The organism is Pigmentiphaga litoralis (assembly GCF_013408655.1).
Classification (GTDB): Bacteria; Pseudomonadota; Gammaproteobacteria; order Burkholderiales; family Burkholderiaceae_B; genus Pigmentiphaga; species Pigmentiphaga litoralis_A.
In genome coordinates this window covers 2,764,144-2,785,059 of the sequence record NZ_JACCBP010000001.1, presented here as the reverse complement: position 1 = coordinate 2,785,059, position 20,916 = coordinate 2,764,144, and the positions used below count along the sequence as shown (strand labels likewise).

Here is a 20,916-nt window from a genome sequence, read left to right as displayed (position 1 = left end):
TCCGGACTTTGGCGGTATCGTTGCCGTCGGTAGTTTCACTTAGCACTCAAAAGGGACATCATGGGACAGATCATTTCGCTGACTTCGCAAGACGGCAACCAACTGAGCGCCTACCGCGCCGACCCCACGGGCACGCCACGGGGCGGCCTGGTGCTGGTGCAGGAAATCTTTGGCGTGAACAGTCACATCCGCAGCGTGGCCGACAAATTCGCGTCCGAAGGCTATCTGGTGATCGCGCCGGCCCTGTTCGACCGGATCGAAAAGGGGCTGGAACTGGGCTACACCCCCGACGACGTCAAGCGCGGCGTGGAATTGAAGGGCAAGGTTTCGCTGGATCAGGCACTGACGGACGTCGCCGCCGCGCAAAAGGTCGCCGCTGAAGCCGGCAAGGTCGGTATCGTGGGTTACTGCTGGGGCGGGCTGATTTCGTGGGCCGCCGCGTCGAAGGCCGATGGGTTTGCCTGCGCCGTGCCCTACTACGGCGGCGGCATCCAGAACATGATCGGCGAGCAACCCAAGATCCCGGTCATGATGCATTTTGGCGATCAGGATCACTCCATTCCGCTGCCGGAAGTTGAAAAGATCCAGGCCGGCCATCCGGACATTCCGGTGCACGTGTACTCGGCCGGCCACGGGTTCAACTGCAGCGAGCGCGGCTCGTACGACGCCGACGCATCGGCCAAGGCGTATGAGCGCACGTTGGCGTTTTTCCGCCAGCATATCGGCTGATCGGCTGCAGCCCGGGCGTCCTGCCCGGCCGGCACCTCAGGCGGCCATCAGGTGGTGATCGGCGATGCCGCCTACAATGGGAGTACAGAATTTCTGGACAGCTTGCTCCCATGCGCCAATACGAAGATTTCATGCGCCACGTGTACCAGCACGGGGTACACAAGACAGACCGCACCGGTACCGGCACGCGGTCCGTCTTCGGCCACCAGATGCGGTTCAATCTGGCCGAAGGCTTCCCCCTGGTCACCACCAAGAAGCTGCATACCAAAAGCATCTTCATTGAATTGCTGTGGTTCCTGCGCGGCGATTCGAACGTGGCGTGGCTGCAGGAACGCGGCGTGTCGATCTGGAATGAATGGGCGCGGGCTGACGGCGATCTGGGTCCCGTCTACGGCGTGCAATGGCGCAACTGGCCCACCCCTAGCGGCGGTCATATCGACCAGATCACTCAGGTCGTCGACCAGATCAAGAAGAATCCGGATTCGCGTCGCCTGATCGTCTCGGCCTGGAACGTGGCCGACATCCCGCAAATGGCCTTGCCTCCTTGCCACGCTTTTTTCCAGTTCTACGTGGCCGACGGCAAGCTGTCCTGCCAGCTGTACCAGCGCAGCGCCGACATCTTCCTGGGCGTGCCCTTCAACATTGCCAGCTATGCCTTGCTGACGCACATGGTGGCCCAGCAATGCGACCTGGAAGTCGGCGACTTCATCTGGACCGGCGGCGACTGCCACCTGTACACGAACCATTTCGACCAAGTCGAACTGCAGCTGTCGCGCGACCCCTATCCGTATCCGAAACTGGTCATCAAACGCAAACCGGCCTCGCTGTTCGATTACGAGTACGAAGATTTCGAGATCCGGGACTATCAGTTCCATCCGCACATCAAGGCGCCGGTGGCGGTCTGATATCCAGCGCTTCCGCTTTGCGATCGCGAAGCGTGAGCGCCAGATGCAACGCCTTTGTGTCATGAAGGCAGTCCTTGGGTGCGATAAATTCCCGGAAGTTGACGTGATGTCTGAGTAGCCAGACGTTGCGTGTGTGAAACCAAGCAATCACGTGCCAGGGATCCGACACCGCGCCAAACCGTTTGAGGATATCGGCGACGATCGGCAAGGGCCGCATTGCGGCATCGAATTGATAGGCCGGGTACAAATCCCTCCCGTCCGCACCCATCACCCCAATAATCCGTCCGCGCCGTTTCCAGTCCGCGACGGCACGCGCATGAGCCACCACGCTTTGCTGAAGCTCGAGCGCGCTGACCCATTCAGTTTTCTGAATGAGCGTACTGATCACACGGCGCCGCTGCATCCGTTCCTGAATCAAGGCGGACGTCGGCTCAGCGAGTTCAACCAGCAAGGTCGCCAGCCGATCCGCATCGTGAACCAGCTTGGGCCCTAGGACTTGCGCCGCCTTGTTCACCGCCACCTGCATTGCCTGCTGAACCTCCAGGGAAATTCCGGCGGGCAGCGCGATCTGCAACACCCCCGGACCGGGCGCGCCGGAGGACTCTTCAAAATCAAAAACCGCCATTTTTTGCCACCTTTGCCGCCGACCGCGCCGAGAGCGCAGATGTGGCAAATTTTCGGATTTTTTCGATTTGAAGGGGTGCCCCCCGGCGTCACTTTGTCCGGGTGAAATGTCGCCAAGCGGCGCTGGACGGCGCCTGCGATGTCAAGCTGCGAGTCTCTGCAGCAACAACCACTAGGTGTTTTCCCTAGGCCGTGCGATAGTAGACGTTCAGTCGCCGGTTTCCTTGGCGATCCGCTCATCCTCGGCACCATGCGCGCACCTACCTTCGTCCATTTCCTTCGCCGCCTTTGGGCACAAGACACCTTTGTCTATAGCCTGCGCGTGTTCATCGCGCTGGCGACGGTCATGGGCGTCTGCTGGCGGCTGGACGAGCAGGAAGCGCTGATTCCGGTATTCCTGGGCATCATCGCCTGCGCGTTGTCGGAAACTGACGACAGCTGGCGCGGGCGCTTGCGGGCGCAGATCGTCACGCTGGCCTGTTTTGCGGTGGCGGCCCTGTCCGTCAAGGCCCTGTTTCCGTACCCCTGGCTGTTCGTTGTGGGGCTGTCGATTTCGGCGTTCGGCCTGACGATGCTGGGCGCGATTGGCGAACGGTATCGCGCGATTGCCTATGCCACCCTGATCCTGGCCATCTACACCACCATCGGCGTGGAGCACGCCAATGGAACGTCAGACCACTTCTGGAGCGAGCCCGCGCTGTTGCTGATTGGCGCGACCTGGTACGGCACGCTATCCGTGTTGTGGTGCGCGTTGTTTGCTCACCAGCCGGTGCAGCAGAAGCTGGCCGTGCTGTTTCATGCGCTGGGCGACTACCTCAAGCTCAAATCGGCCATGTTCGAGCCGGTTCGCGGTGTCGATACCGAAGCGCAGCGCCTGCAGCTTGCGCAGCTGAACAGCAAGGTAGTGACGGCCCTGAATGTTGCCAAGGAAAGCATCTTCAGCCGGGTAGGTCAGGCGCGGCCGGGGCAGAAGAACAGCCGCTATCTGGCGCTGTACTTCATCGCTCAAGACGTGCACGAGCGCGCGTCGTCGTCCCACTATCCCTACAACGAACTGGCGGACACCTTCTTCCATAGCGACATCATGTTCCGCTGCCAGCGCCTGTTGCGCTCGCAAGGACGGGTGTGCCGCCGGCTGGCGCTGGCGATCCAGATGCGCCAGCCCTTCGTGAATGACAGCGAAGCACAGCAGGCGAAAGACGACCTGGATGCGTCCATGGAATACCTGCGTGCGCAGAACAAGCCGGAATGGAGTCGGTTGCTGCGGTCGCTGTCGGCGTTGTCGGGCAACCTGGGCGCCTTGAACCGGCGGCTGGCGGGCGCGGGCAAGCAGGCCACGGTGGAAGAGCAGGACAGTACCTTGCTCGACCGGTCGCCCAAGTCCTTCAAGGACGCCCTGGACCGTATCAAGCTGCAATTGACGCCCGCCGCGCCGCTGTTTCGGCACGCGCTGCGTCTGTCGATCGCCCTGGCGGTAGGCTACGGCATGGTGCACCTGCTGCATCCCAGCGAAGGCTACTGGATCGTGCTCACCACGCTGTTCGTGTCGGCGCCCAGCTACGGCGCGACGCGCAAGCGCACCTCGCAGCGAATTGGCGGCACCCTGATTGGTCTGGTGATCGGGTGGGCGCTGTTCAAGCTGGCACCCGGGGCGTCGCTGCAGGCCGTGATTGCGGTGGTGGCAGGTGTGGTGTTCTTTGCGACGCGGGCCAGCCGCTACATGGTGGCGACCGCGGCCATGACGCTGCTGGTGCTGATGTGCTTCAACCAGGTGGGCAACGGCTACGACCTGATCCTGCCGCGCATGGTCGACACCTTCGTGGGCGGAATGATCGCGGTGCTGGCCGTGTTCGTGATCCTGCCTGACTGGCAGGGGCGGCGGCTGAACAAGCTGGCTTCCAACGCGGTCGCCAACAACGCGCGTTATCTGCGGGCGATCCTGGCGCAGTACAGGACCGGCAAGCTGGACGACCTGGCTTACCGGACCGCGCGCCGCAATGCCCATAACGCCGATTCCGCGTTTTCGGTGGCCATGTCGAACATCCTGGCCGAGCCGGGTCATTTCCGGCGGGATGCGGATACCGGCCTGCGTTTCCTGGTGCTGTCGCACACGCTGTTGAACTACCTGTCGGGCCTGGGTGCGCATCGGGGCGATACGGTACTGGATGCGCCGGGCGACCTGGCGATGTTGCAGCAGGCCGAACGGGTGGCCGCGGCTCTGGACGAAGTGGCGATCGGCCTGGCGGATCGGCGTCCGATCATGGTGCGCAATGCCGAAGAAGAAAGCCTGGCTGCGCAGCTGGAAGCGCTGCCCGACCATATCGACGACGCGCGCCGCCTGGTCCAGACGCAACTGGCGCTGATCACCCGGCAACTGGCGCCGATCCGCAAGGTCGGCAGCCGTTTGCTGAACCAGGAAGAAGCGATCGACGCTGCTGACCCGGCGGGTGACGTGGCGGCGGAGGCGAATGGGGCGCCTGACGCGTCGGGTGCGGCCGGCGGCGCTGCGCCACGGCCCACGGCGGCCAGCGGGACGGCAACCAGCGGCATTGCAACCAGCGGCATTGCGACCAAGGCGACGGCTTCGGGCGATGCCGGTCCGGGCAAGCCGTCGCTCGACCGCGCGCATCCGGCCTGACGCCGGCCCAGGCCAGCTGACGCCAGCTCAGGCCAGCTGACGCCAGCTCAGGCCAGCTGACGCCAACTCAGGGCAACTGGCGCCAGCCCAGGCCAGCCGACGACGGGCAACGCCGGCCCAGCCCAGCCAACGCCGGCCAACGCCGCCTCCCGGCGATCCCTTACAATGTCCGGCTTCCTTCCAGCAAGTTTCCAAGCCGTGATACTCAAGCGTTTCTGCCTCTTCCTCGCCGCTGCTGCGTGCGTTGTCGGCGCGTCGCCCGCGTCCGCCATCACCCCGGTCTCGTGGCCCCTGAAGCCCGTGCGCATCATCGTGGCCTATCCGCCCGCGGGCGTGAGCGACATCGTGGCGCGTGCCATGGCTGAAAAGATGGCGGTCCGCCTCGGCCAGCCCGTCATCGTCGAAAACAAGGGCGGTGCGGGCGGCACGATCGGCATGGACGCCGTCGCCAAGGCCGCGCCCGACGGCTACACGCTCGGGTTTTCTTCGATCAGCCCGCTGGCGCTGAATCCGCTGCTCAGCAAGGTCGCCTACGATCCGTTCAAGGACATCACGCCGGTCGCCAGCGTCATGTTCTCGCCGGTGGTGCTGCTGGGCACGCCGGGCTTTACCGGCCAGTCCATGAACGAGCTGGTCGCGCAGGCCAAGGCGAAGCCGGGCGCGCTGCGCTGGGCCACCTCGGGCCTGGCTACGGTCGGCCATATCACGCTGGAACAATTCAAGCGGTCGGCCAACGTCGACATCACACACATTCCGTACAAGGGCGGTGGCCAGCAGCAGAATGACGCGCTGGCCGGCCAGTTTGAAGTGCTGACCACCAATCTGGGCCCGCTGCTGAACGGGCACATCAAGGCCGGCAAGCTGCGTCCGCTTGCGGTCGGTGCGCCGCAGCGCGTCGACGTCATGCCGAACGTGCCCACCTTTGCCGAACTGGGTTATCCCAAGGCGAACCTGATGTCGGTCTTCGGCATCTTCGCGCCCGCGGGCACGCCGTCCGCCCTCGTTACGGTACTGAACGGCGTCATCAACGACGTGCTGGCGATGCCCGATATTCGCGAGCGGCTGATCAGCAGCGACAATGTGCCTACGGGCGGCACCCCGGCCGACTTCGCCAAGGCGATCCGGACCGAATACGACAACAACCGCGACATCATCAAGCAAGCCAACATCACCCTGGAATGATCGGCCAGCCGGCAGCGGACTGGCCCGCCGGCGCCTGATCTTCCCCACATCGAGCACCCACCATGGCCCAATACGTCTACACCATGCACCGCGTCGGCAAGACCGTGCCGCCCAAGCGGCAGATCCTGCGTGACATCTCCCTGTCCTTCTTCCCGGGTGCCAAGATCGGCGTGCTGGGCCTGAACGGTTCCGGCAAGTCCACGCTGCTCAAGATCATGGCGCAGATCGACAAGGACATCGAAGGCGAAGCCGTGCCGATGCCGAACTTGAACATCGGCTACCTGCCGCAGGAACCGCAGATCAACCCCGAGTACACCGTGCGCGAAGCCGTGGAAGAGGGCCTGGGCTCGGTCTTTGCCGCCAAGAAGCGCCTGGACGAGGTCTATGCGGCCTACGCCGAACCCGACGCCGACTTCGACGCGCTGGCCGCCGAGCAGGGCGAACTCGAAGCCATCATCGCCACCGGCAGCAGCGGCGGCGACGTGGAACACCAGCTGGAAATTGCGGCCGACGCGCTGCGCCTGGCCCCATGGGACGCCGTCATCGGCAACCTGTCGGGCGGTGAAAAGCGCCGTGTGGCCCTGTGCCGCCTGCTGCTGTCCAAGCCCGACATGCTGCTGCTGGACGAGCCGACCAACCACCTGGATGCCGAAAGCGTCGATTGGCTGGAAGTGTTCCTGCAGAAATTCCCGGGCACCGTGGTGGCCGTCACCCACGATCGCTACTTCCTGGACAACGCCGCCGAGTGGATCCTGGAACTGGACCGCGGCCACGGCATTCCGTGGAAGGGCAACTACAGCTCGTGGCTGGAACAGAAAGACGCGCGCCTGAAGAACGAAGAAGCCAGCGAATCGGCCCGCCAGAAGACCATCAAGAAGGAACTGGAGTGGGTGCGCCAGAACCCCAAGGCCCGCCAGGCCAAGTCCAAGGCACGTATTGCGCGCTTCGAAGAACTCAGCTCGCACGAATACCAGAAGCGCAACGAGACCTCGGAAATCTTCATTCCCGTGGCCGAGCGCCTGGGCAATGAAGTCGTCGAATTCACCAACGTCAGCAAGGGCTACGGCGATCGCCTGCTGATCGACAACCTCAGCTTCAAGGTGCCGCCCGGCGCCATCGTCGGCATCATCGGCCCCAACGGCGCCGGCAAGTCGACCCTGTTCCGCATGATCGCCGGCCAGGAAACCCCGGATTCGGGCGAGGTCGTGACCGGCGCCACCGTCAAGACCGCCTACGTCGCGCAGACCCGCGACGCGCTGGAAGACGGCAAGACCGTGTTTGACGCCGTGTCCGACGGCGCCGACATCCTGACCGTCGGCCGCTTCGAAATGTCGTCGCGCGCCTACCTGGGCCGCTTCAACTTCAAGGGCGGCGACCAGAACAAGATTGTCGGCAACCTGTCGGGTGGTGAACGCGGCCGCCTGCACCTGGCCAAGACGCTGCTGGCCGGCGGCAACCTGCTGCTGCTGGACGAGCCGTCCAACGACCTCGACGTCGAAACGCTGCGCGCGCTGGAAGACGCCCTGCTCGAATTCCCGGGCAGCGTGATGGTCATCAGCCACGATCGCTGGTTCCTGGACCGGATCGCCACGCACATCCTGGCTTTCGAAGGCGACTCGCAAGTCACGTTCTTTGACGGCAACTACCAGGAATACGAAGCCGACAAGAAGAAGCGCCTGGGCGAAGAAGGCGCCAAGCCCAAGCGCCTGCGCTACAAGGCACTGAAGTAAGCCGTAACCAAGGCAGGAAAGGAAAAAGCCAGCAGGACGTGCTGGCTTTTTTCATGGGGATGTCGAGTGGGCCGGCGCGATCGAACTGGCGCCGCCACGCCATCACTTCTTCACCGGCATCCGCGGGCTCGGCAGCTCCAGCGTCACCCGCAGCCCGCCCAGGCCGGATCGATCCAGCTTCAAACGCCCGTGATACGCGTCCACCAGGTCGCGCGTGATCGCCAGGCCGAAGCCCGTCCCGGGCGTCGATTCATCCCACCGCTGACCGCGATCGATGTGAGCGGTTTCGGCTTCGGACATTCCCGGGCCGTCGTCCTCGATTACCACGATGACTTGGCCGTCGGCTGCCCGTGCCGTCAGGCGTACCTGGCTGGCCGCCCACTTGCGGGCGTTATCCAGCAGGTTGGCCAGCAGCTCGGTCAGGTCGCCTTCGTCACCCGCGAACCGCAGGCCTTCGGGCACGTTGCTGGCCCAGGTAAGCGCGCCGGCGTCGGGCAAGGTCTTCAGCATACGGAGCGTCTTGCGGCAGACCACGGACACATCGGCGGCCTGCTGGCCGAGGGCGGCGGCCATGCCGGCGCGTGCTCGGGCCAGGGCGCGGTCGACGTGGCGGCGCATGGCGTCGATCTGTTCGTCGATGCCGCTGGCCAGCGAGGCTTCGCCGGCGTCGCGCGCGGTGCGCGCCATGGCGCCGAGCACGGCCAGGGGCGTCTTCAAGCCATGGGCCAGGTCGGCCGACTGGGTGCGTGCGCGCTCGACGGCGGCGTCCTGAAAGCCGATCAGGCGGTTGAGATCGTCAACGACAGGTTGCACTTCTTCCGGCACGTCGCGCGACAGGGTACGGCGCCGGCCGGCGTGGATGTCGCCCAGGTCTGCGCGCAAGGCGCGGAAGGGTCGCAGCGCCAGGTGGATGAAGAAGGCCATGGCCAGCACCAGCAGGGTGGCCAGGGCCAGTAACGACGGCAGCAGCAGGCCCAGGAAGGACCAGCGTTCGGCCGACAGCAGTGCTTCGTCCACCGCCACGGTGATCTGCAGGCGCTGTTCGCTCGCGCCCTGCGGCACGACGATCGTGCGCTGGATCGCGAGCAACTGGGCGGTTTCGGGGCCGGGTATCTCGTGCATGTCCAGGTCGCGGGCGGTGGCGCTGCCGGGTGGGTCGAGCAGTACGAAGTCCCACAACGATCGGGACCGAAGCCGCTTGCCGCCCGGCGCATCGATCTGCCAGTACAGCCCGCCATAGGGCTGTTCGAAGCGGGGTTCCTGCGGCGGGATGTCGACCTGCAGCGCACCGGCCGCGTCGAGCCGAACTTGCGCGGCCAGGGTCTTGACGTGCAGGTCCAGTTCGGTGGCGGCGCGGCGTTCGGCCTGCTCGTCAAAGATGGCGGTCAGGCCAATGCCACCCAGCGCCAGGGCCAGCACGATCAGCAGCGTCGCCGCGCCAACCAGCCGGAATCGCAGGGACCGCGGACTCATTGAAACCGGTCGGGGACGAGGTAGCCGTGACCGCGCCGTGTCTCGATCAGGTCCACGTCCAGCTTGCGGCGCAGACGGCCGACCAGGGCTTCGATGGCATTGGTGTCGCGATCCGAATCGCCGGAATACAGATGATCGAGCAGCTCGCTTTGCGAGACGATGCGGCCGCGGTGATGCAGCAGGTAGGACAGCAATCGATATTCGAGCGCGGACAGTGGCATGGCGCTGCCGTGCACGGTGACCAGCCGGGTGCGGGTGTCGACTTCGACCGGGCCGGCCGTCAGCAGGGACGTCGTCTGGCCGACGGCGCGGCGAGTGATCGCGCGCAGCCGCGCCAACAGCTCTTCCATCTGGAAGGGCTTGGCCAGGTAGTCGTCGGCGCCTGCGTCGATGCCTTCGACCTTGTCGCGCCAGCCATCGCGCGCCGTCAGGATCAGCACCGGGGTCGTCACGTCGGACGCCCGCAGCCGCTTGAGCACCGACAGGCCGTCCATCTTGGGCAGGCCCAGGTCAAGCACGATCGCGTCGTAGTCTTCAGTGCCGGCCTGGAACCAGGCGCTTTCGCCATCGGTGCAGACATCGACCGCATATTGAGCGCGCTCAAGGCCGGTGCGCACATCGGCCGCAATGCGGGGTTCGTCTTCGACTACGAGGATGCGCATATCAGTCTATCTTCAGGATATCGAGCGAATGGGCGTCGACATCGACTTTCTTGCGCCGCCCGTTGGAAGTGAGCACCTTGACCTCATACACCCACCCCTTGTCTTCCCGGTCGAGTTCGATCTCGATGATCTCGCCGGGCACCTTGTCCCGCACGGTCTTGAGCACGGCCGCCAGCGGGCGGATTTCGCCCTGCAGCATGGCGTTGCGAGCGCGGTCCTGGTCCCGGTCGCGATCGCGTGATCGGTCACGTTCCCGGTCCCGATCCTTGTCATGGCTGTGATCGTGGCGCTTGTCATCGTCATTGTCGCGCGCGCCAGCTGGCGGCGCGCACACGGCGAGCAGGACCACCAGCAGCAAGGCCAGCAGGGGGATCGAAAGGGCAGGTCGGCAGGACATGACGCCACCCTAGCAAACCGAGACTGATATAACGCTGACAGCGCCGGTCAGGATGGACGGGCCTGCGATTGCTACGCTGCCGTCTCGATGATCCTTTCCAGGAGTTTCCATGCGTCTGCTGCCCTCCCTGTTGATTGCCGTGTCGGCCCTCGGGTTGACGATGTCCGCCGCCAACGCCGCCGACAAGTGCCCCTACCACCCGCGCGACAAGTGGATCCCGATCGACCAGGCCATCAGCAAGGCCGAAGCGCTGGGCTATGACGTACGCGATGTCGAGGCCGACGACGGCTGCTGGGAAGTCGAAGGCTATGATCGCAATGGCGCCAAGGTCAAGGTCTACCTTGATCCCGTGTCGGGTGAGGTGGTCAAGCCATCCAGCTGGTTGAGCCGCCTGCGTTGATCGGCACCCCGCTCTTGCACCAAGCTGTGGCCTGGAAGCCGACAGCATGAAACAGCGCGTAACGGCGCCGCGCCACGCGGCATTGTGGGTCCAGCAGGGGGTTATTGATGAGCAGTCCCTGAGCCTTGCGCGGCGTCTGGTTGTCCCCCTCGCCGTCATCACGCGCCCAGCGAAATACCGGGTTCTTCCACCTGCAAAGTGACGTTACGTTCTGACATGGTTATGCGATGACGCTGACACACGCCCCCATGCACATCTGTCAACCTACAGTCATGCGGTGGGTTAACAAGGTAATAGCGTTCGGGCCGCGGACAAGCTAACGAACACAATGCTTATAAGGAGTCCATCATGAATACATCCATTATTGCGAAGCTCGTCATCGGTACGACCCTGGCCATCTCGGCTGTGGGTTGCTCCACCTGGGACGGCATGTCGGGTCGCCAGAAATCGACGGCAGTCGGCGCAGGCGCCGGCGGTCTGGTCGGCGCTGCAGTCTCGGGCGGCGGCATTCTGGGTACGGTTGGCGGCGCTGCGATTGGCGGCGTGGTCGGCGACCAGGTCGGCAAGAACCGCTAAGCAGGGTTCGGAAGGAAACAGCCCCGCCCGTGGAAACATGGGCGGGGCTGTTTTTTTTACTTCAAACGTTCGGCCACTTCGCCTGACGTCATGACATCGCCAAACTGCTGGATAAAAGTTTCCAGCGTGGCGCGGTGTTCTTCATCCGACAACGCAGCCAGGCAGTCCGACACCATGATCGGAAAGAAGTCGAGCATCATGGCGTCGCGGCCGGTCGACTCGCAGCACACATTGGTCTTGGTGCCGGCAATCAGCAGGTTGGTGATGCCCAGGCTGCGCAGACTGCGCTCCAGCCCCGACGATCCGCTGACCAGCGCGCTGTAGCGGTTCTTGACGATGTGCACGTCTGACGGATGCACGTCCAGGCCATGCCACAGGGCGTCCGACGTGGGCCGTGGCGCGTTCATTTCGATGGTGCGCGCGCGCACGTCCTGCGCCACGAAGCGGTCGTAGAAGCCCGACCAGTCCGATGAATCACCGATGCGCGCGTTGGCGTGCACGACCCACACCACGACACCGCCGCGATCCCGCAATACCTGCGCCACGGCGTTGATGTTGGGGACGATGCCGCGTGACATCGGCACCTCGCCCGCGCCGCCTTCGGCCACGAAGGTGGGCTGCATGTCGATCACGACCAATGCCGTCGTCTTGGCATCGATCCGGTCGAACAGGTGGTGGCGTCCCCGCCGCGCAACCACGCGGTCGATGATGTGGGGACGGATATCGATGTCATGCATGGCGGGTCCTTGACGATGGCTGAACAATCGTCAGCATACTGCGGTCTTCACTCCGGCGTGATGCCTGCCGTCTTGATGACCTGCTGCCACTTCGCGTATTCCGCCTTGGAAATCGCCTGCAGTTCGGCCGGCGACACCTTCTTGGAGATCACGCCCTGCTTGGCCAGCGTGGACTTGACCACGTCGGTGTCCGACAGCCGGTTGATTTCGGCGTTGAGCTTGGCGACCACATCCGGCTTCATGCCCTTGGGACCGACCACCGAATACCAGGCTTCGGCGTCATAGCCCGTCGCGCCCACACTCGCCAGGGGCGGAATGTTGGCGTACTGCGTGTCCTGCTCCTTGCGGGTCGAACCCAGGATCACGGTGCGCTTTTCCTGCACGAACGGCGCGGCAATGTGCACCGGCTGGAACATGGCCTTGATGTGGCCGGCCAGCAGGTCGGTGGTCGCGCCCGCGGATCCCTTGTAGGGCACGTGGACCATGTTCAGGTTCAGCGGCGCCGCCAGCATTTCCATGCACAGATGATGGAAGGTGCCCTTGCCGGGCGAACCGTAGTTGACCTTGCCCGGGTTCTTTTTCACGTACTCCACGAACTGGCCGAAGGTCGTGACTTCCAGCGACGGATGCACGCACAGCACGAAGTTGGTGTAGCCCACCATGGCGATGGGCTGGAAGCTGTCCAGCACGTCGAAGGGCACCGTGTTGTAGACGAAGGGCAGGGTCAGCGCGGTGTTGGTGCTGAAGGCGATCGTGTGGCCGTCGGCAGGGGCCTTGGCCACCGCGCCCAGGCCGATGATGCCCGATGCACCGGGCCGGTTTTCCACCACGAAAGGCTGGCCGGCGGTTTCGGCCAGGCGTTGCGAGTACAGGCGCGCGGCCAGGTCGGGGGTGGTGCCGGGCGTGAAGGGCACGATCACCTGCACCATCTTGTCGCCCAGGCCAAGCGCGTCGGCGGCGGCAAAGGCGCGGCTGACGCTCAGTCCGCCAAGAACCATGGCCGCGATGAATTCGCGGCGGCCCAACCCGGTAGTCGTTTGCGACATCTCATGTCTCCAGTGCTTTTATGAATACGGCTTTTTTGTTTGGGATACTGCTGTGCGATCCGCGCGCTACGCGATTTCGTTCGCGCGGCGCACGCTGGCAATCATCGACGAATTGATAAGGAATTGTCGATGGGCATCTTTGTCTTTCGCCGTTGCGCGCATTTCGTCCAGGCGTTCCTTGCGCACTTCCGGATCGCGTTCTTCCAGCAGACGCTTGTTGCGGATCGTGATGGCCTGCACATACTCGACGTTGACCGTGCGCCGCTGGCGCTCGTACCGGGTCAGCACGTCGTCGTCGGCGCCGTTCTGCATCACCTGCGCAATCTTGTCGGCCAGGTTGATGGCATCGTGGATGCCGCTGTTCAACCCCATGCCGCCCAACGGATTGTTGACGTGCGCGGCGTCGCCCGCGATGAACACCCGCTGGTCGCGGAAGTTCTTGGCCACGCGCTGGTGCACGCGATACACGCTCTTGTACGGAATGTCGTAGTCGATCTCGGGCGACAGGAAGCCCTTGATCTTGCCTTGCACCGACTCGGGTTGCAGGACTTCGGCGTCTTCGGCATCGCCCTTGATCGGGAACGCGATCCGCCAGATGCCGTTGCCATCGTGCGGCTGGATGAAGATGGCCGTCCACTCGTCCGGGTCGGCAATGTACGCGTTGCCGGTGTAGCCCTGCTGGCGCAAGTCATAGGGCGTCGCGAACACCAGGAAACGTTCGGGCCAGGTAAAGCCTTCGAATTCGGTGCCCATGGTCTTGCGGACCACACTGCGCGCGCCGTCGGCGCCGATCAGGTAGCTGCCGCGGATCTCGCCCGCGCCATCAGGCCCGTCGAACGTCACGGTCACGCCGTCGGCGTCCTGCGTGTAGCCCGTGCAACGATGGCGGTACATCACCTTGGCATTCGTATGCTGCTGCAGGGCCTGGTAGGCAATGTTCGACAGCTTGTGCTGTTCCACATGCAGGCGGAAAGGGTAGGGCGTCAGGTCGGCGATCAGGCCCAGGTCGAACTGCGCGACCAGACCGGTCTTGCGATCGCGGATCTGCCACTCGGGCACCTGGACCGCGCGGCTGCGCAAGGTTTCGCCAATGCCAAGGGTATCGAGCATCTCGACGGTAGGCGGATGGAAGGTGCCTGCGCGCAGGTCTTCAGGAATGTGCGACTCGCCTTCGAGCAGCACCACGTCGATGCCTTTCTGTGCAAGCGAGAGGGCGGCCACGAGGCCGACCGGGCCGGCGCCCGAAATGATGACTGGGTGTTGTGCCATGTGTCTGCTTTGTTGAATGTCGTTGATGCGGGGCGGCAGGGCGGGCGGCGAAGGCGCTCAGACGCGGCCGCTGCGGTTCTCGCGATACAGCGCCAGGGCTTCCTGCACCGGCCGGTCCGAAAAGCTGAAGAGCACGGCGTCGTCGCGCACCGAAAACGTATGCGCGGCCCAGCTCGGGATCACGAACACGTCATTCGGCACGGCCGTGAAGCGCGTGTCATTCACCTGGACGTCCACCTCGCCTTCCAATACGGCGAACACCGTGCCCGATGAACACTGGTAGGGCAGGGTGGTCATGCCGCGCGGCAGCAGCTGGGCGTAGGCACCCATGGTGGGCATCGGCGCGCCGCCGGTCAGCGGATCGATATAGCGCAGCTTGTAGCCCAGGCAGGGATCGGGCTGGCCGCCGGCCTGCATGCCGAACAGCGATTCACGCGTCCGGGCATACGGGTAGCAGAACAGCGGCGATGCCTTGTTGGGAGCGGGTGTCCAGTCGACCGGCGCCATGCCATTGCCATACCGCAGCACACTGTCGCCAACCGGGCGCTGCAGTGCCTGCTGGTCATCGTTCGACGATTCGGCAAAGCTTGCATCGAGCGCCGCGACCAGTTGCACGTCTAGCCCGTCCAGCCACACCATCGGCTTGTCGCTGTCGTTGCCATGGTCATGGAAGGTCCACGACGGCGTGGTGACGAAGTCGCCGCGCCGCATGATGGTCTTTTCGCCATTGACCGACGTATAGGCGCCATCGCCTTCCAGGATCAGCCGCAGGGCCGATTGGGAATGGCGGTGCGCCCGGGCGACCTCACCCGGCAGAATGCACTGCAACCCGGCATACAAGGACGTCGTGATCGCCGCCTTGCCGCGCAGACCCGGGTTCTCCAGGATCAGCACGCGGCGTTCGGCCTCTTGCGCCGTGATCAGGTCGGTCGCTTCCGTGATGTAGGCGCGGACCTGGTTATACGACCAATGGGCCGGCACGCACGCCGACGTGGGCGTCTTGGTCACCAGGTTGTGCAGCTGTTCCCACAGCGGCGCCAGGTTGTCCTGTCCGATGCGGGCGTAGAACGCTTCGCGTTCGGCGCGGATCGCCTCGGGTGAACGCGTCGGGGTCGAAGCAGTTGCGGGTGGGGTCATGTCCATGTCAGCCTCGGACGGCCACATCCATCTTGCCGATCTGGTCGATGCTGGCGTGCATGATGTCGCCCGCCTGCACCGTACCCACGCCTTCTGGCGTGCCGGTCATGATGATGTCGCCTGGGTAGAGCGTGTATACGCTCGATGCCATTGCGATCAGTTCCGGAATGCCGGTGATCAGATCGCGGGTGTTGGCGTTCTGGCGGGGTTCTTCGTTCACGTGGATCGAAAAGCCCAGCTGGCCGGGTTCGGCGATTTCGTCGGCCGTGACCAGGTAAGGGCCGAGCACGCTGTAGGTGTCGGCCGACTTGCGATAGCTGCGGTCTTCGGTGCCGCGCACCGTCATGTCCAGGCCGATTGAATAGCCGGCCACGACCGACATGGCGTCGGCTTCGGACACGTTCTTGCACTGCTTGCCGATGATGACGGCCAGCTCGACTTCGTGGTCGTTGCGGCGGCCCGGAAAGTGGATCTGCACGCCTTCGCCTGCACCGACGATACCGGTTGCGTTCTTCAGGAACACGCCGAACTTGGCGACCGGGCTCTTGAAGCCTTCGTAATGGGCAACGTGCACGCCATTGTGGATGCCGGCGTCGGCCAGCGACTCATCCACGTGCGCGTGGTAGTTCAGCGGCGCGGCAATGATCTTGGCCGGCGTGGCGACCGGGCTCAGCAGCTTGACGTCGGAAATCGGGATGCCCTTGGCGCCTTCGCGCGCAGCCAGGATCGCCGGGGTCAGGCGCGACAGGTGTTCGATCAGCAGGTCGCCTGGCGCCACCGGCCAGGTCAGGGTCGGCAACTGTTCCAGCACGGACGACACGTCGTACACGGTATCGTTTTCGACCAGACCCAGGCGGTTTTCGTTGTAACGGCAGATTCTCATGGTCCGACTTCCTGAAATTTTTGATCGTGTTCTAATTTTGAACGTGCTCAATATTAGGGTTGCGCCAGTGCCGCTGTCAAGTTGGCGGGGGCGCGCGCAGGCCTGCCTTGGCAAGGCGCAGTTCAGGGCAGTCGGGGGGGGGAGGGGTGACGCGGGGAGGGGGGCAAGGGCTTGCCGCGCCACGCTCATTGCAAGCGCAGCGCGACCTGCTTTTACTTCGACGGCATCTCGATCTTGACTTCGAGCACCTCGAGCGTGTCTTGCCGCTCGAGATTGACGCGGATGTCGTCGGGGTTGATGTTGACGTATTTGGAGATGACCGCGATCAGCTCCTTCTGCAGCTGCGGCAGATAATCGGCCGAGGCACCGCGGTCCGAGCGCTCATGCGCCAGAATGATCTGCAGCCGTTCCTTGGCGACGCCCGCCGACTGCTTCTTTTCCCCCAGGAAAAACGACAGGAAGGATTTCATTTATTTTCCCCCGAACAGGCGTTTGAAGAGGCCGGGCTTTTCGTAGTCGACGAAACGCAGCGGCTTGTCTTCGCCCAGGTAGCGCGCCACGACGTCGGAATACGCTTCCGACACTTCCGTCCCTTTCAGGTGGATGGCGGGCAGGCCCTGGTTCGACGCATGCAGCACGTTTTCGGATTCGGGAATGACGCCGATCAGCTTGATGCGCAGGATGTCTTCGACGTCCTTGAGCGACAGCATTTCGCCGTCGAACACGCGCTTGGCGTTATAGCGGGTCAGCAGCAGGAATTCCTTGACCGGCGTGTCGCCCTTGATCGCGCGCTGCGACTTGGCGGCCAGGATGCCCAGGATGCGGTCCGAGTCACGCACGGACGATACTTCCGGGTTGGTCACGACCAGCGCGTCGTCGGCGAAATAGGCCGCCATCAGTGCACCGGCTTCGATCCCCGCGGGCGAATCGCAAACGATGTATTCGAAGTCCATTTCGCGCAGGCCATCGATCACCTTCTGCACGCCTTCCTGGGTCAGCGCGTCTTTGTCGCGCGTCTGGGAGGCGGGCAGGATGTACAGGTTTTCGAGCTGCTTGTCGCGAATCAGCGCCTGGTTCAGGGTGGCTTCGCCCTGGACCACGTTGATCAGGTCGTACACCACACGGCGCTCGCAGCCCATGATGAGGTCGAGATTGCGCAGGCCCACGTCGAAGTCGATCACGGCGGTCTTGTGACCGCGCAAGGCCAGACCGGAAGAGAAACTGGCGCTGGTCGTTGTTTTACCGACGCCGCCTTTGCCTGAAGTCACGACGACAATACGTGCCATGGAGAGTGGGTCCTTTGAATTAGATGTCTAGCGGGTCGACCAGCAGCTTGTCGCCGGTCAGACGTACCGTAGCAGGTTTGTTTTCGATGTCGGGGGACAGCGCGGCAGTCATGCTGCGGTATACCCCGGCGACGGCGATCAGTTCGGCGTCGAACTGGGTCGTGAAGATGCGTGCGTCGGTGTTGCCGCGCGCGCCGGCCATTGCCTTGCCACGGAGCGGACCATACACATGAATGTTGCCATCCGCAATCACTTCGGCGCCGTGGCTGACCACGCCCAGCACGATCAGGTCGGCATGGCGGGCATAGACTTTCTGGCCCGAACGCAGCGGTTTGTCGATGATCAGCGTGGCGACGGCCATGCCGCCGGACGCAGGCGGTTCACTGACGGCAACGCCGGTATCGGCCACCACGTCGACGGCTTTGGCGGCCGATGCCGGGGCAGGGGCGGCGGCGGGCGGCGGCAGGCTGTCCGGCTTGGCGGATTCGGCTTCGCTCGACAGCTTGGCGGCCAGCGGCGGCAGGGACACCTGCGCCAGCCCGGCGGCGCGCGCGCTGTCGGCCAGGGCGTCTGGCACCATCACACCGATCGGGGGCAGGCGATGCCGGCGCAGCGCGGCCAGCAGGGGATCCCAGTCGACCGTGTCGGTCAGGCGGGACGCGTCGATGACGACGGGTTCATCGTCAAAGAACCCGGCGGCGTCGGCCATGCGTTGATCAAGGGCTGCAAGAATCGCGGCGGTGTCGGCGGTATAGAGCACCACGCGAACGGCATAGAGCGTCGTGCTCTTGAAATCGAGGACGGGACTGGAAGCTTCCATGGGGGGCGCCGGTAGGCGCGAGCGCGCAAAGACTCGATTCTACCGGGACGCCGTCCGGTTGGGGTGAGAGTGTGTGACGCGCGGTCTATTTGACCAGCAACACCGGCGTGCGGCCTTCGGCCAGCACCTTGGTCGACACCGAGCCCGTCACGGCCTGCGCCAGCGTGCCGCGGCCGTGGCTGCCCATGACGATCAGGTCGGCCTGGTCGCCGTACCGAACGATCTGTTCGACGGCGTCGCCTTCGGCTACCTGCAGGCTGGCCTGGAAACCCGCCTGGTTGAGATCCGCAACGATCCGTTCCGGACCGAAATCCAGATCGTCTTCCCGCAGGACCTTGCGGGCCTGTTCGGCAACCGTCAGTTCGTCGGTGGCCGGAAGATCATAGGTGACATGCAGACACACCACTTGGGGGGTACCCGCCAGCGCAGGCCGCAGGCGCTTCAGATAGTCGACAGCGTCCGCCGTGTGTGGGCTCGCGTCGATTGGCAATAGCAGCTTCATGATGGTGCTCCCTGACGTACGGCTCTTGTGAGCCTGTGTGATTGTGAACGGGGGCCGGCCGCATTCCGGACACCCCGTCATCACATGGTACGGACCTGGGCGGCCCAACAGGAAGCGAAGCTGTTTCCTTATTTAACCCACGAGTCTTTCAGGGTTGCCGTGCGGTTGAAGATGGGCGCGTCAGGCGTGGAGGTCTCGCGGTCTGCGACGAAATAACCGTAGCGTTCAAACTGATACGCTTTCCCGGCCGTGGCGTCGGTGCCGGGTTCCACGAAGCCGCGGATCACTTCGACCGAGTTCGGGTTCAGGCAGGCAATGAAGTCCTTGCCTCCGGCATCGGGATGCGGATCGGTAAACAGGCGGTCGTACAGCCGGATTTCGGCAGCCACGGCGGCCGTGATGCTGAGCCACGTGATGGTGCCCTTGACCTTGACGCTGTCGGCGCCCGGCGTGCCGCTGCGGGTATCCGGCAGGTATTCGGCCTGGACTTCGATCACGTTGCCGTCGGCGTCCTTGGTGCAGCCCGTGCACTTGACGACGTAGCCGTACTTCAGCCGCACCATGTTGCCCGGGAAGAGGCGGAAGAACCCCTTTGGCGGCGTCTCGACAAAGTCGTCGGCCTCGATCCACAGCTCGCGCGAGAACGGAAATTCGCGGCGGCCGGCGTCGGGGTCGTGCGGGTTGCGCGGCGCCGAGCAGACTTCGGTCTGGCCTTCCGGGTAATTCGTGATCACCAGCTTGACCGGACGCAGCACGGCCACCGCGCGATCCGTTTTCGGATCGAGGTCTTCGCGCAGCGCCTGATCGAGCAGGCTGTAGTCGATCCAGGAATCCGACTTGGATGCGCCCGTGCGTTCGCACAGCAGCTGGATCGATTCGGGCGTGAAGCCGCGGCGGCGCAGGCCGACAATGGTCGGCAGGCGTGGGTCGTCCCAGCCATCGACATGACCGTCGGCCACCAGCTGGCGCAGCTTGCGTTTGCTGGTGACGATGTAGGTCAGCTTCAGCCGGGCAAACTCGTGCTGGCGCGGCAGCGGGCGCAGCAGCAGGCCCAGCTTGGCCAGGTTGTCGAGCAGCCAGTCATAGAACGGCCGCTGGTCTTCGAATTCCAGGGTGCAGATGCTGTGCGTGATGCCTTCCAGCGCGTCTTCGATCGGATGCGCGAAGGTATACATCGGGTAGATGCACCACTTGTCGCCCGTGCGGTGGTGCACGGCATGGCGGATCCGGTACAGCACCGGGTCGCGCATGTTCATGTTGGGCGACGCCATGTCGATCTTGGCGCGCAGGGCCATGGAACCGTCGGGGTGCTTGCCTTCACGCATCTCGCGCAGCAGGGTGCGCGATTCGTCGGCGTGGCGGGCGCGCCAGATCGAATCCACACCGGGTTCGGTCAGGGTGCCGCGCGACGCGCGCATTTCGTCGGGACTTTGCTGGTCCACATAGGCCAGGCCGGCGTCGATCAGGGCTTCGGCCGCCTGGTACATGACGTCGAAATAATCGCTGGCGTGGTAGTAGTGGTCGGTGCCGAAACCCTTCCAGTCGTAGCCCAGCCACTTGACCGCGTCGACGATGCCGTCAACGTAGCGCTGCTCTTCCTTTTCCGGATTCGTGTCGTCCAGCCGCATGTGGCAGACGCCGTCGTAGTCGCGTGCCAGACCGAAGTTCAGGGCGATGCTCTTGGCATGGCCGATGTGCAGGTAGCCGTTGGGCTCGGGCGGAAAGCGCGTGCGGATGCGCGCGGGGTCGAGCGGCGCGCCTTCCTGGACCGCGGCAGGGCCGGGCTGGCCAGCCCACCGCTTGTCCGCGTAGCGACCGGCAGCCAGATCGGCTTCGATGATGTTGCGCAGGAAATTCGTGGCGGGCGCCGGTGTGGGTTTGGCAGATGCAGTCATTGTCACTTTTGTATGGACGAGCTTG

General features: G+C 64.2%; 21 protein-coding genes. 7 read left to right on the top strand and 14 right to left on the bottom strand.

Features of this window, described 5'->3' with window-relative positions:
- The first annotated feature begins 60 nt into the window (after positions 1-60).
- On the top strand, positions 61-729 hold the full coding sequence (locus tag HD883_RS12530; protein ID WP_179584993.1) for a dienelactone hydrolase family protein: 669 nt from the start codon (positions 61-63) through the stop codon (positions 727-729).
- A gap of 110 nt (positions 730-839) precedes the next feature.
- Positions 840-1,634, top strand: a complete 795-nt coding sequence (locus HD883_RS12525) for a thymidylate synthase (RefSeq protein ID WP_179584995.1) — start codon at positions 840-842, stop codon at positions 1,632-1,634.
- On the opposite strand, the gene HD883_RS12520 is transcribed toward HD883_RS12525, so the two are convergent.
- On the bottom strand, positions 1,612-2,259 hold the full coding sequence (locus tag HD883_RS12520; RefSeq protein WP_179584996.1) for a hypothetical protein: 648 nt from the start codon (positions 2,257-2,259) through the stop codon (positions 1,612-1,614). The genes HD883_RS12525 and HD883_RS12520 overlap by 23 nt on opposite strands.
- A gap of 249 nt (positions 2,260-2,508) precedes the next feature.
- Here HD883_RS12520 and yccS point away from each other — a divergent pair, with 249 nt between their 5' ends.
- From yccS to ettA, 3 genes are all read left to right on the top strand, one after another.
- Positions 2,509-4,896 (top strand): YccS family putative transporter, encoded by a 2,388-nt coding sequence (yccS, locus tag HD883_RS12515; protein WP_179584998.1) that lies wholly within the window; start codon positions 2,509-2,511, stop codon positions 4,894-4,896.
- 165 nt (positions 4,897-5,061) lie between these two features.
- Positions 5,062-6,078: a Bug family tripartite tricarboxylate transporter substrate binding protein gene (locus HD883_RS12510; protein WP_179585000.1), complete on the top strand. Its 1,017-nt coding sequence runs from the start codon at positions 5,062-5,064 to the stop codon at positions 6,076-6,078.
- A gap of 62 nt (positions 6,079-6,140) precedes the next feature.
- On the top strand, positions 6,141-7,808 hold the full coding sequence (ettA, locus tag HD883_RS12505) for an energy-dependent translational throttle protein EttA (protein WP_179585002.1): 1,668 nt from the start codon (positions 6,141-6,143) through the stop codon (positions 7,806-7,808).
- A 102-nt stretch (positions 7,809-7,910) separates the two neighbouring features.
- Here the strand turns inward: ettA and HD883_RS12500 are convergent, their stop codons facing one another.
- Genes HD883_RS12500 through HD883_RS12490 form a run of 3 tightly spaced genes read right to left on the bottom strand, consistent with a single transcriptional unit; the run spans position 7,911 to position 10,340 of the window.
- On the bottom strand, positions 7,911-9,281 hold the full coding sequence (locus tag HD883_RS12500; RefSeq protein WP_179585004.1) for a sensor histidine kinase: 1,371 nt from the start codon (positions 9,279-9,281) through the stop codon (positions 7,911-7,913).
- Positions 9,278-9,943 (bottom strand): response regulator transcription factor, encoded by a 666-nt coding sequence (locus HD883_RS12495; RefSeq protein WP_179585006.1) that lies wholly within the window; start codon positions 9,941-9,943, stop codon positions 9,278-9,280. The genes HD883_RS12500 and HD883_RS12495 overlap by 4 nt, the downstream gene beginning before the upstream one ends.
- A gap of 1 nt (position 9,944) precedes the next feature.
- The gene (locus tag HD883_RS12490) at positions 9,945-10,340 is read right to left on the bottom strand and encodes a PepSY domain-containing protein (RefSeq protein ID WP_179585008.1); all 396 of its coding nucleotides are present in this window, start codon (positions 10,338-10,340) and stop codon (positions 9,945-9,947) included.
- A gap of 109 nt (positions 10,341-10,449) precedes the next feature.
- Here HD883_RS12490 and HD883_RS12485 point away from each other — a divergent pair, with 109 nt between their 5' ends.
- Together HD883_RS12485 and HD883_RS12480 are read left to right on the top strand one after the other, a co-directional pair.
- Positions 10,450-10,740: a PepSY domain-containing protein gene (locus HD883_RS12485; RefSeq protein ID WP_179585010.1), complete on the top strand. Its 291-nt coding sequence runs from the start codon at positions 10,450-10,452 to the stop codon at positions 10,738-10,740.
- Between the two features lie 348 nt (positions 10,741-11,088).
- On the top strand, positions 11,089-11,316 hold the full coding sequence (locus HD883_RS12480; RefSeq protein WP_179585012.1) for a glycine zipper 2TM domain-containing protein: 228 nt from the start codon (positions 11,089-11,091) through the stop codon (positions 11,314-11,316).
- A 56-nt stretch (positions 11,317-11,372) separates the two neighbouring features.
- Here HD883_RS12480 and HD883_RS12475 read toward each other — a convergent pair whose 3' ends face one another.
- The 10 genes from HD883_RS12475 to HD883_RS12430 form a co-directional block, all read right to left on the bottom strand.
- Positions 11,373-12,053: an isochorismatase family protein gene (locus tag HD883_RS12475; RefSeq protein ID WP_179585015.1), complete on the bottom strand. Its 681-nt coding sequence runs from the start codon at positions 12,051-12,053 to the stop codon at positions 11,373-11,375.
- A gap of 47 nt (positions 12,054-12,100) precedes the next feature.
- Positions 12,101-13,099, bottom strand: a complete 999-nt coding sequence (locus HD883_RS12470; protein WP_179585017.1) for a Bug family tripartite tricarboxylate transporter substrate binding protein — start codon at positions 13,097-13,099, stop codon at positions 12,101-12,103.
- A 66-nt stretch (positions 13,100-13,165) separates the two neighbouring features.
- Complete coding sequence (locus HD883_RS12465) at positions 13,166-14,368, bottom strand: FAD-dependent oxidoreductase (protein WP_179585019.1); 1,203 nt, start codon at positions 14,366-14,368, stop codon at positions 13,166-13,168.
- A 57-nt stretch (positions 14,369-14,425) separates the two neighbouring features.
- The gene (gene gtdA / locus HD883_RS12460) at positions 14,426-15,505 is read right to left on the bottom strand and encodes a gentisate 1,2-dioxygenase (protein WP_257022158.1); all 1,080 of its coding nucleotides are present in this window, start codon (positions 15,503-15,505) and stop codon (positions 14,426-14,428) included.
- A 7-nt stretch (positions 15,506-15,512) separates the two neighbouring features.
- Positions 15,513-16,388, bottom strand: coding sequence for a fumarylacetoacetate hydrolase family protein (locus HD883_RS12455; protein WP_179585031.1), 876 nt, complete (start codon positions 16,386-16,388; stop codon positions 15,513-15,515).
- Positions 16,389-16,600: 212 nt separating this feature from the next.
- On the bottom strand, positions 16,601-16,858 hold the full coding sequence (minE, locus tag HD883_RS12450) for a cell division topological specificity factor MinE (protein WP_179585033.1): 258 nt from the start codon (positions 16,856-16,858) through the stop codon (positions 16,601-16,603).
- Complete coding sequence (gene minD / locus HD883_RS12445; RefSeq protein WP_179585036.1) at positions 16,859-17,674, bottom strand: septum site-determining protein MinD; 816 nt, start codon at positions 17,672-17,674, stop codon at positions 16,859-16,861. It abuts the gene before it with no gap.
- Positions 17,675-17,693: 19 nt separating this feature from the next.
- A complete protein-coding gene (gene minC / locus HD883_RS12440; protein WP_179585038.1) occupies positions 17,694-18,494 on the bottom strand; it encodes a septum site-determining protein MinC in 801 nt (266 codons plus the stop codon).
- Between the two features lie 85 nt (positions 18,495-18,579).
- Positions 18,580-18,996, bottom strand: coding sequence for a universal stress protein (locus tag HD883_RS12435; RefSeq protein ID WP_179585041.1), 417 nt, complete (start codon positions 18,994-18,996; stop codon positions 18,580-18,582).
- 128 nt (positions 18,997-19,124) lie between these two features.
- Positions 19,125-20,891, bottom strand: a complete 1,767-nt coding sequence (locus tag HD883_RS12430) for a glutamine--tRNA ligase/YqeY domain fusion protein (protein ID WP_179585044.1) — start codon at positions 20,889-20,891, stop codon at positions 19,125-19,127.
- Positions 20,892-20,916: the final 25 nt, after the last annotated feature.

Coding starts and splice junctions, on each gene's coding strand:
- HD883_RS12530 (WP_179584993.1), top strand. CDS start 61: ATGGGACAGATCATTTCGCTGACTTCGCAAGACGGCAACCAACTGAGC.
- HD883_RS12525 (WP_179584995.1), top strand. CDS start 840: ATGCGCCAATACGAAGATTTCATGCGCCACGTGTACCAGCACGGGGTA.
- HD883_RS12520 (WP_179584996.1), bottom strand. CDS start 2,259: ATGGCGGTTTTTGATTTTGAAGAGTCCTCCGGCGCGCCCGGTCCGGGG.
- yccS (WP_179584998.1), top strand. CDS start 2,509: ATGCGCGCACCTACCTTCGTCCATTTCCTTCGCCGCCTTTGGGCACAA.
- HD883_RS12510 (WP_179585000.1), top strand. CDS start 5,062: ATGTCCGGCTTCCTTCCAGCAAGTTTCCAAGCCGTGATACTCAAGCGT.
- ettA (WP_179585002.1), top strand. CDS start 6,141: ATGGCCCAATACGTCTACACCATGCACCGCGTCGGCAAGACCGTGCCG.
- HD883_RS12500 (WP_179585004.1), bottom strand. CDS start 9,281: ATGAGTCCGCGGTCCCTGCGATTCCGGCTGGTTGGCGCGGCGACGCTG.
- HD883_RS12495 (WP_179585006.1), bottom strand. CDS start 9,943: ATGCGCATCCTCGTAGTCGAAGACGAACCCCGCATTGCGGCCGATGTG.
- HD883_RS12490 (WP_179585008.1), bottom strand. CDS start 10,340: ATGTCCTGCCGACCTGCCCTTTCGATCCCCCTGCTGGCCTTGCTGCTG.
- HD883_RS12485 (WP_179585010.1), top strand. CDS start 10,450: ATGCGTCTGCTGCCCTCCCTGTTGATTGCCGTGTCGGCCCTCGGGTTG.
- HD883_RS12480 (WP_179585012.1), top strand. CDS start 11,089: ATGAATACATCCATTATTGCGAAGCTCGTCATCGGTACGACCCTGGCC.
- HD883_RS12475 (WP_179585015.1), bottom strand. CDS start 12,053: ATGCATGACATCGATATCCGTCCCCACATCATCGACCGCGTGGTTGCG.
- HD883_RS12470 (WP_179585017.1), bottom strand. CDS start 13,099: ATGTCGCAAACGACTACCGGGTTGGGCCGCCGCGAATTCATCGCGGCC.
- HD883_RS12465 (WP_179585019.1), bottom strand. CDS start 14,368: ATGGCACAACACCCAGTCATCATTTCGGGCGCCGGCCCGGTCGGCCTC.
- gtdA (WP_257022158.1), bottom strand. CDS start 15,505: ATGACCCCACCCGCAACTGCTTCGACCCCGACGCGTTCACCCGAGGCG.
- HD883_RS12455 (WP_179585031.1), bottom strand. CDS start 16,388: ATGAGAATCTGCCGTTACAACGAAAACCGCCTGGGTCTGGTCGAAAAC.
- minE (WP_179585033.1), bottom strand. CDS start 16,858: ATGAAATCCTTCCTGTCGTTTTTCCTGGGGGAAAAGAAGCAGTCGGCG.
- minD (WP_179585036.1), bottom strand. CDS start 17,674: ATGGCACGTATTGTCGTCGTGACTTCAGGCAAAGGCGGCGTCGGTAAA.
- minC (WP_179585038.1), bottom strand. CDS start 18,494: ATGGAAGCTTCCAGTCCCGTCCTCGATTTCAAGAGCACGACGCTCTAT.
- HD883_RS12435 (WP_179585041.1), bottom strand. CDS start 18,996: ATGAAGCTGCTATTGCCAATCGACGCGAGCCCACACACGGCGGACGCT.
- HD883_RS12430 (WP_179585044.1), bottom strand. CDS start 20,891: ATGACTGCATCTGCCAAACCCACACCGGCGCCCGCCACGAATTTCCTG.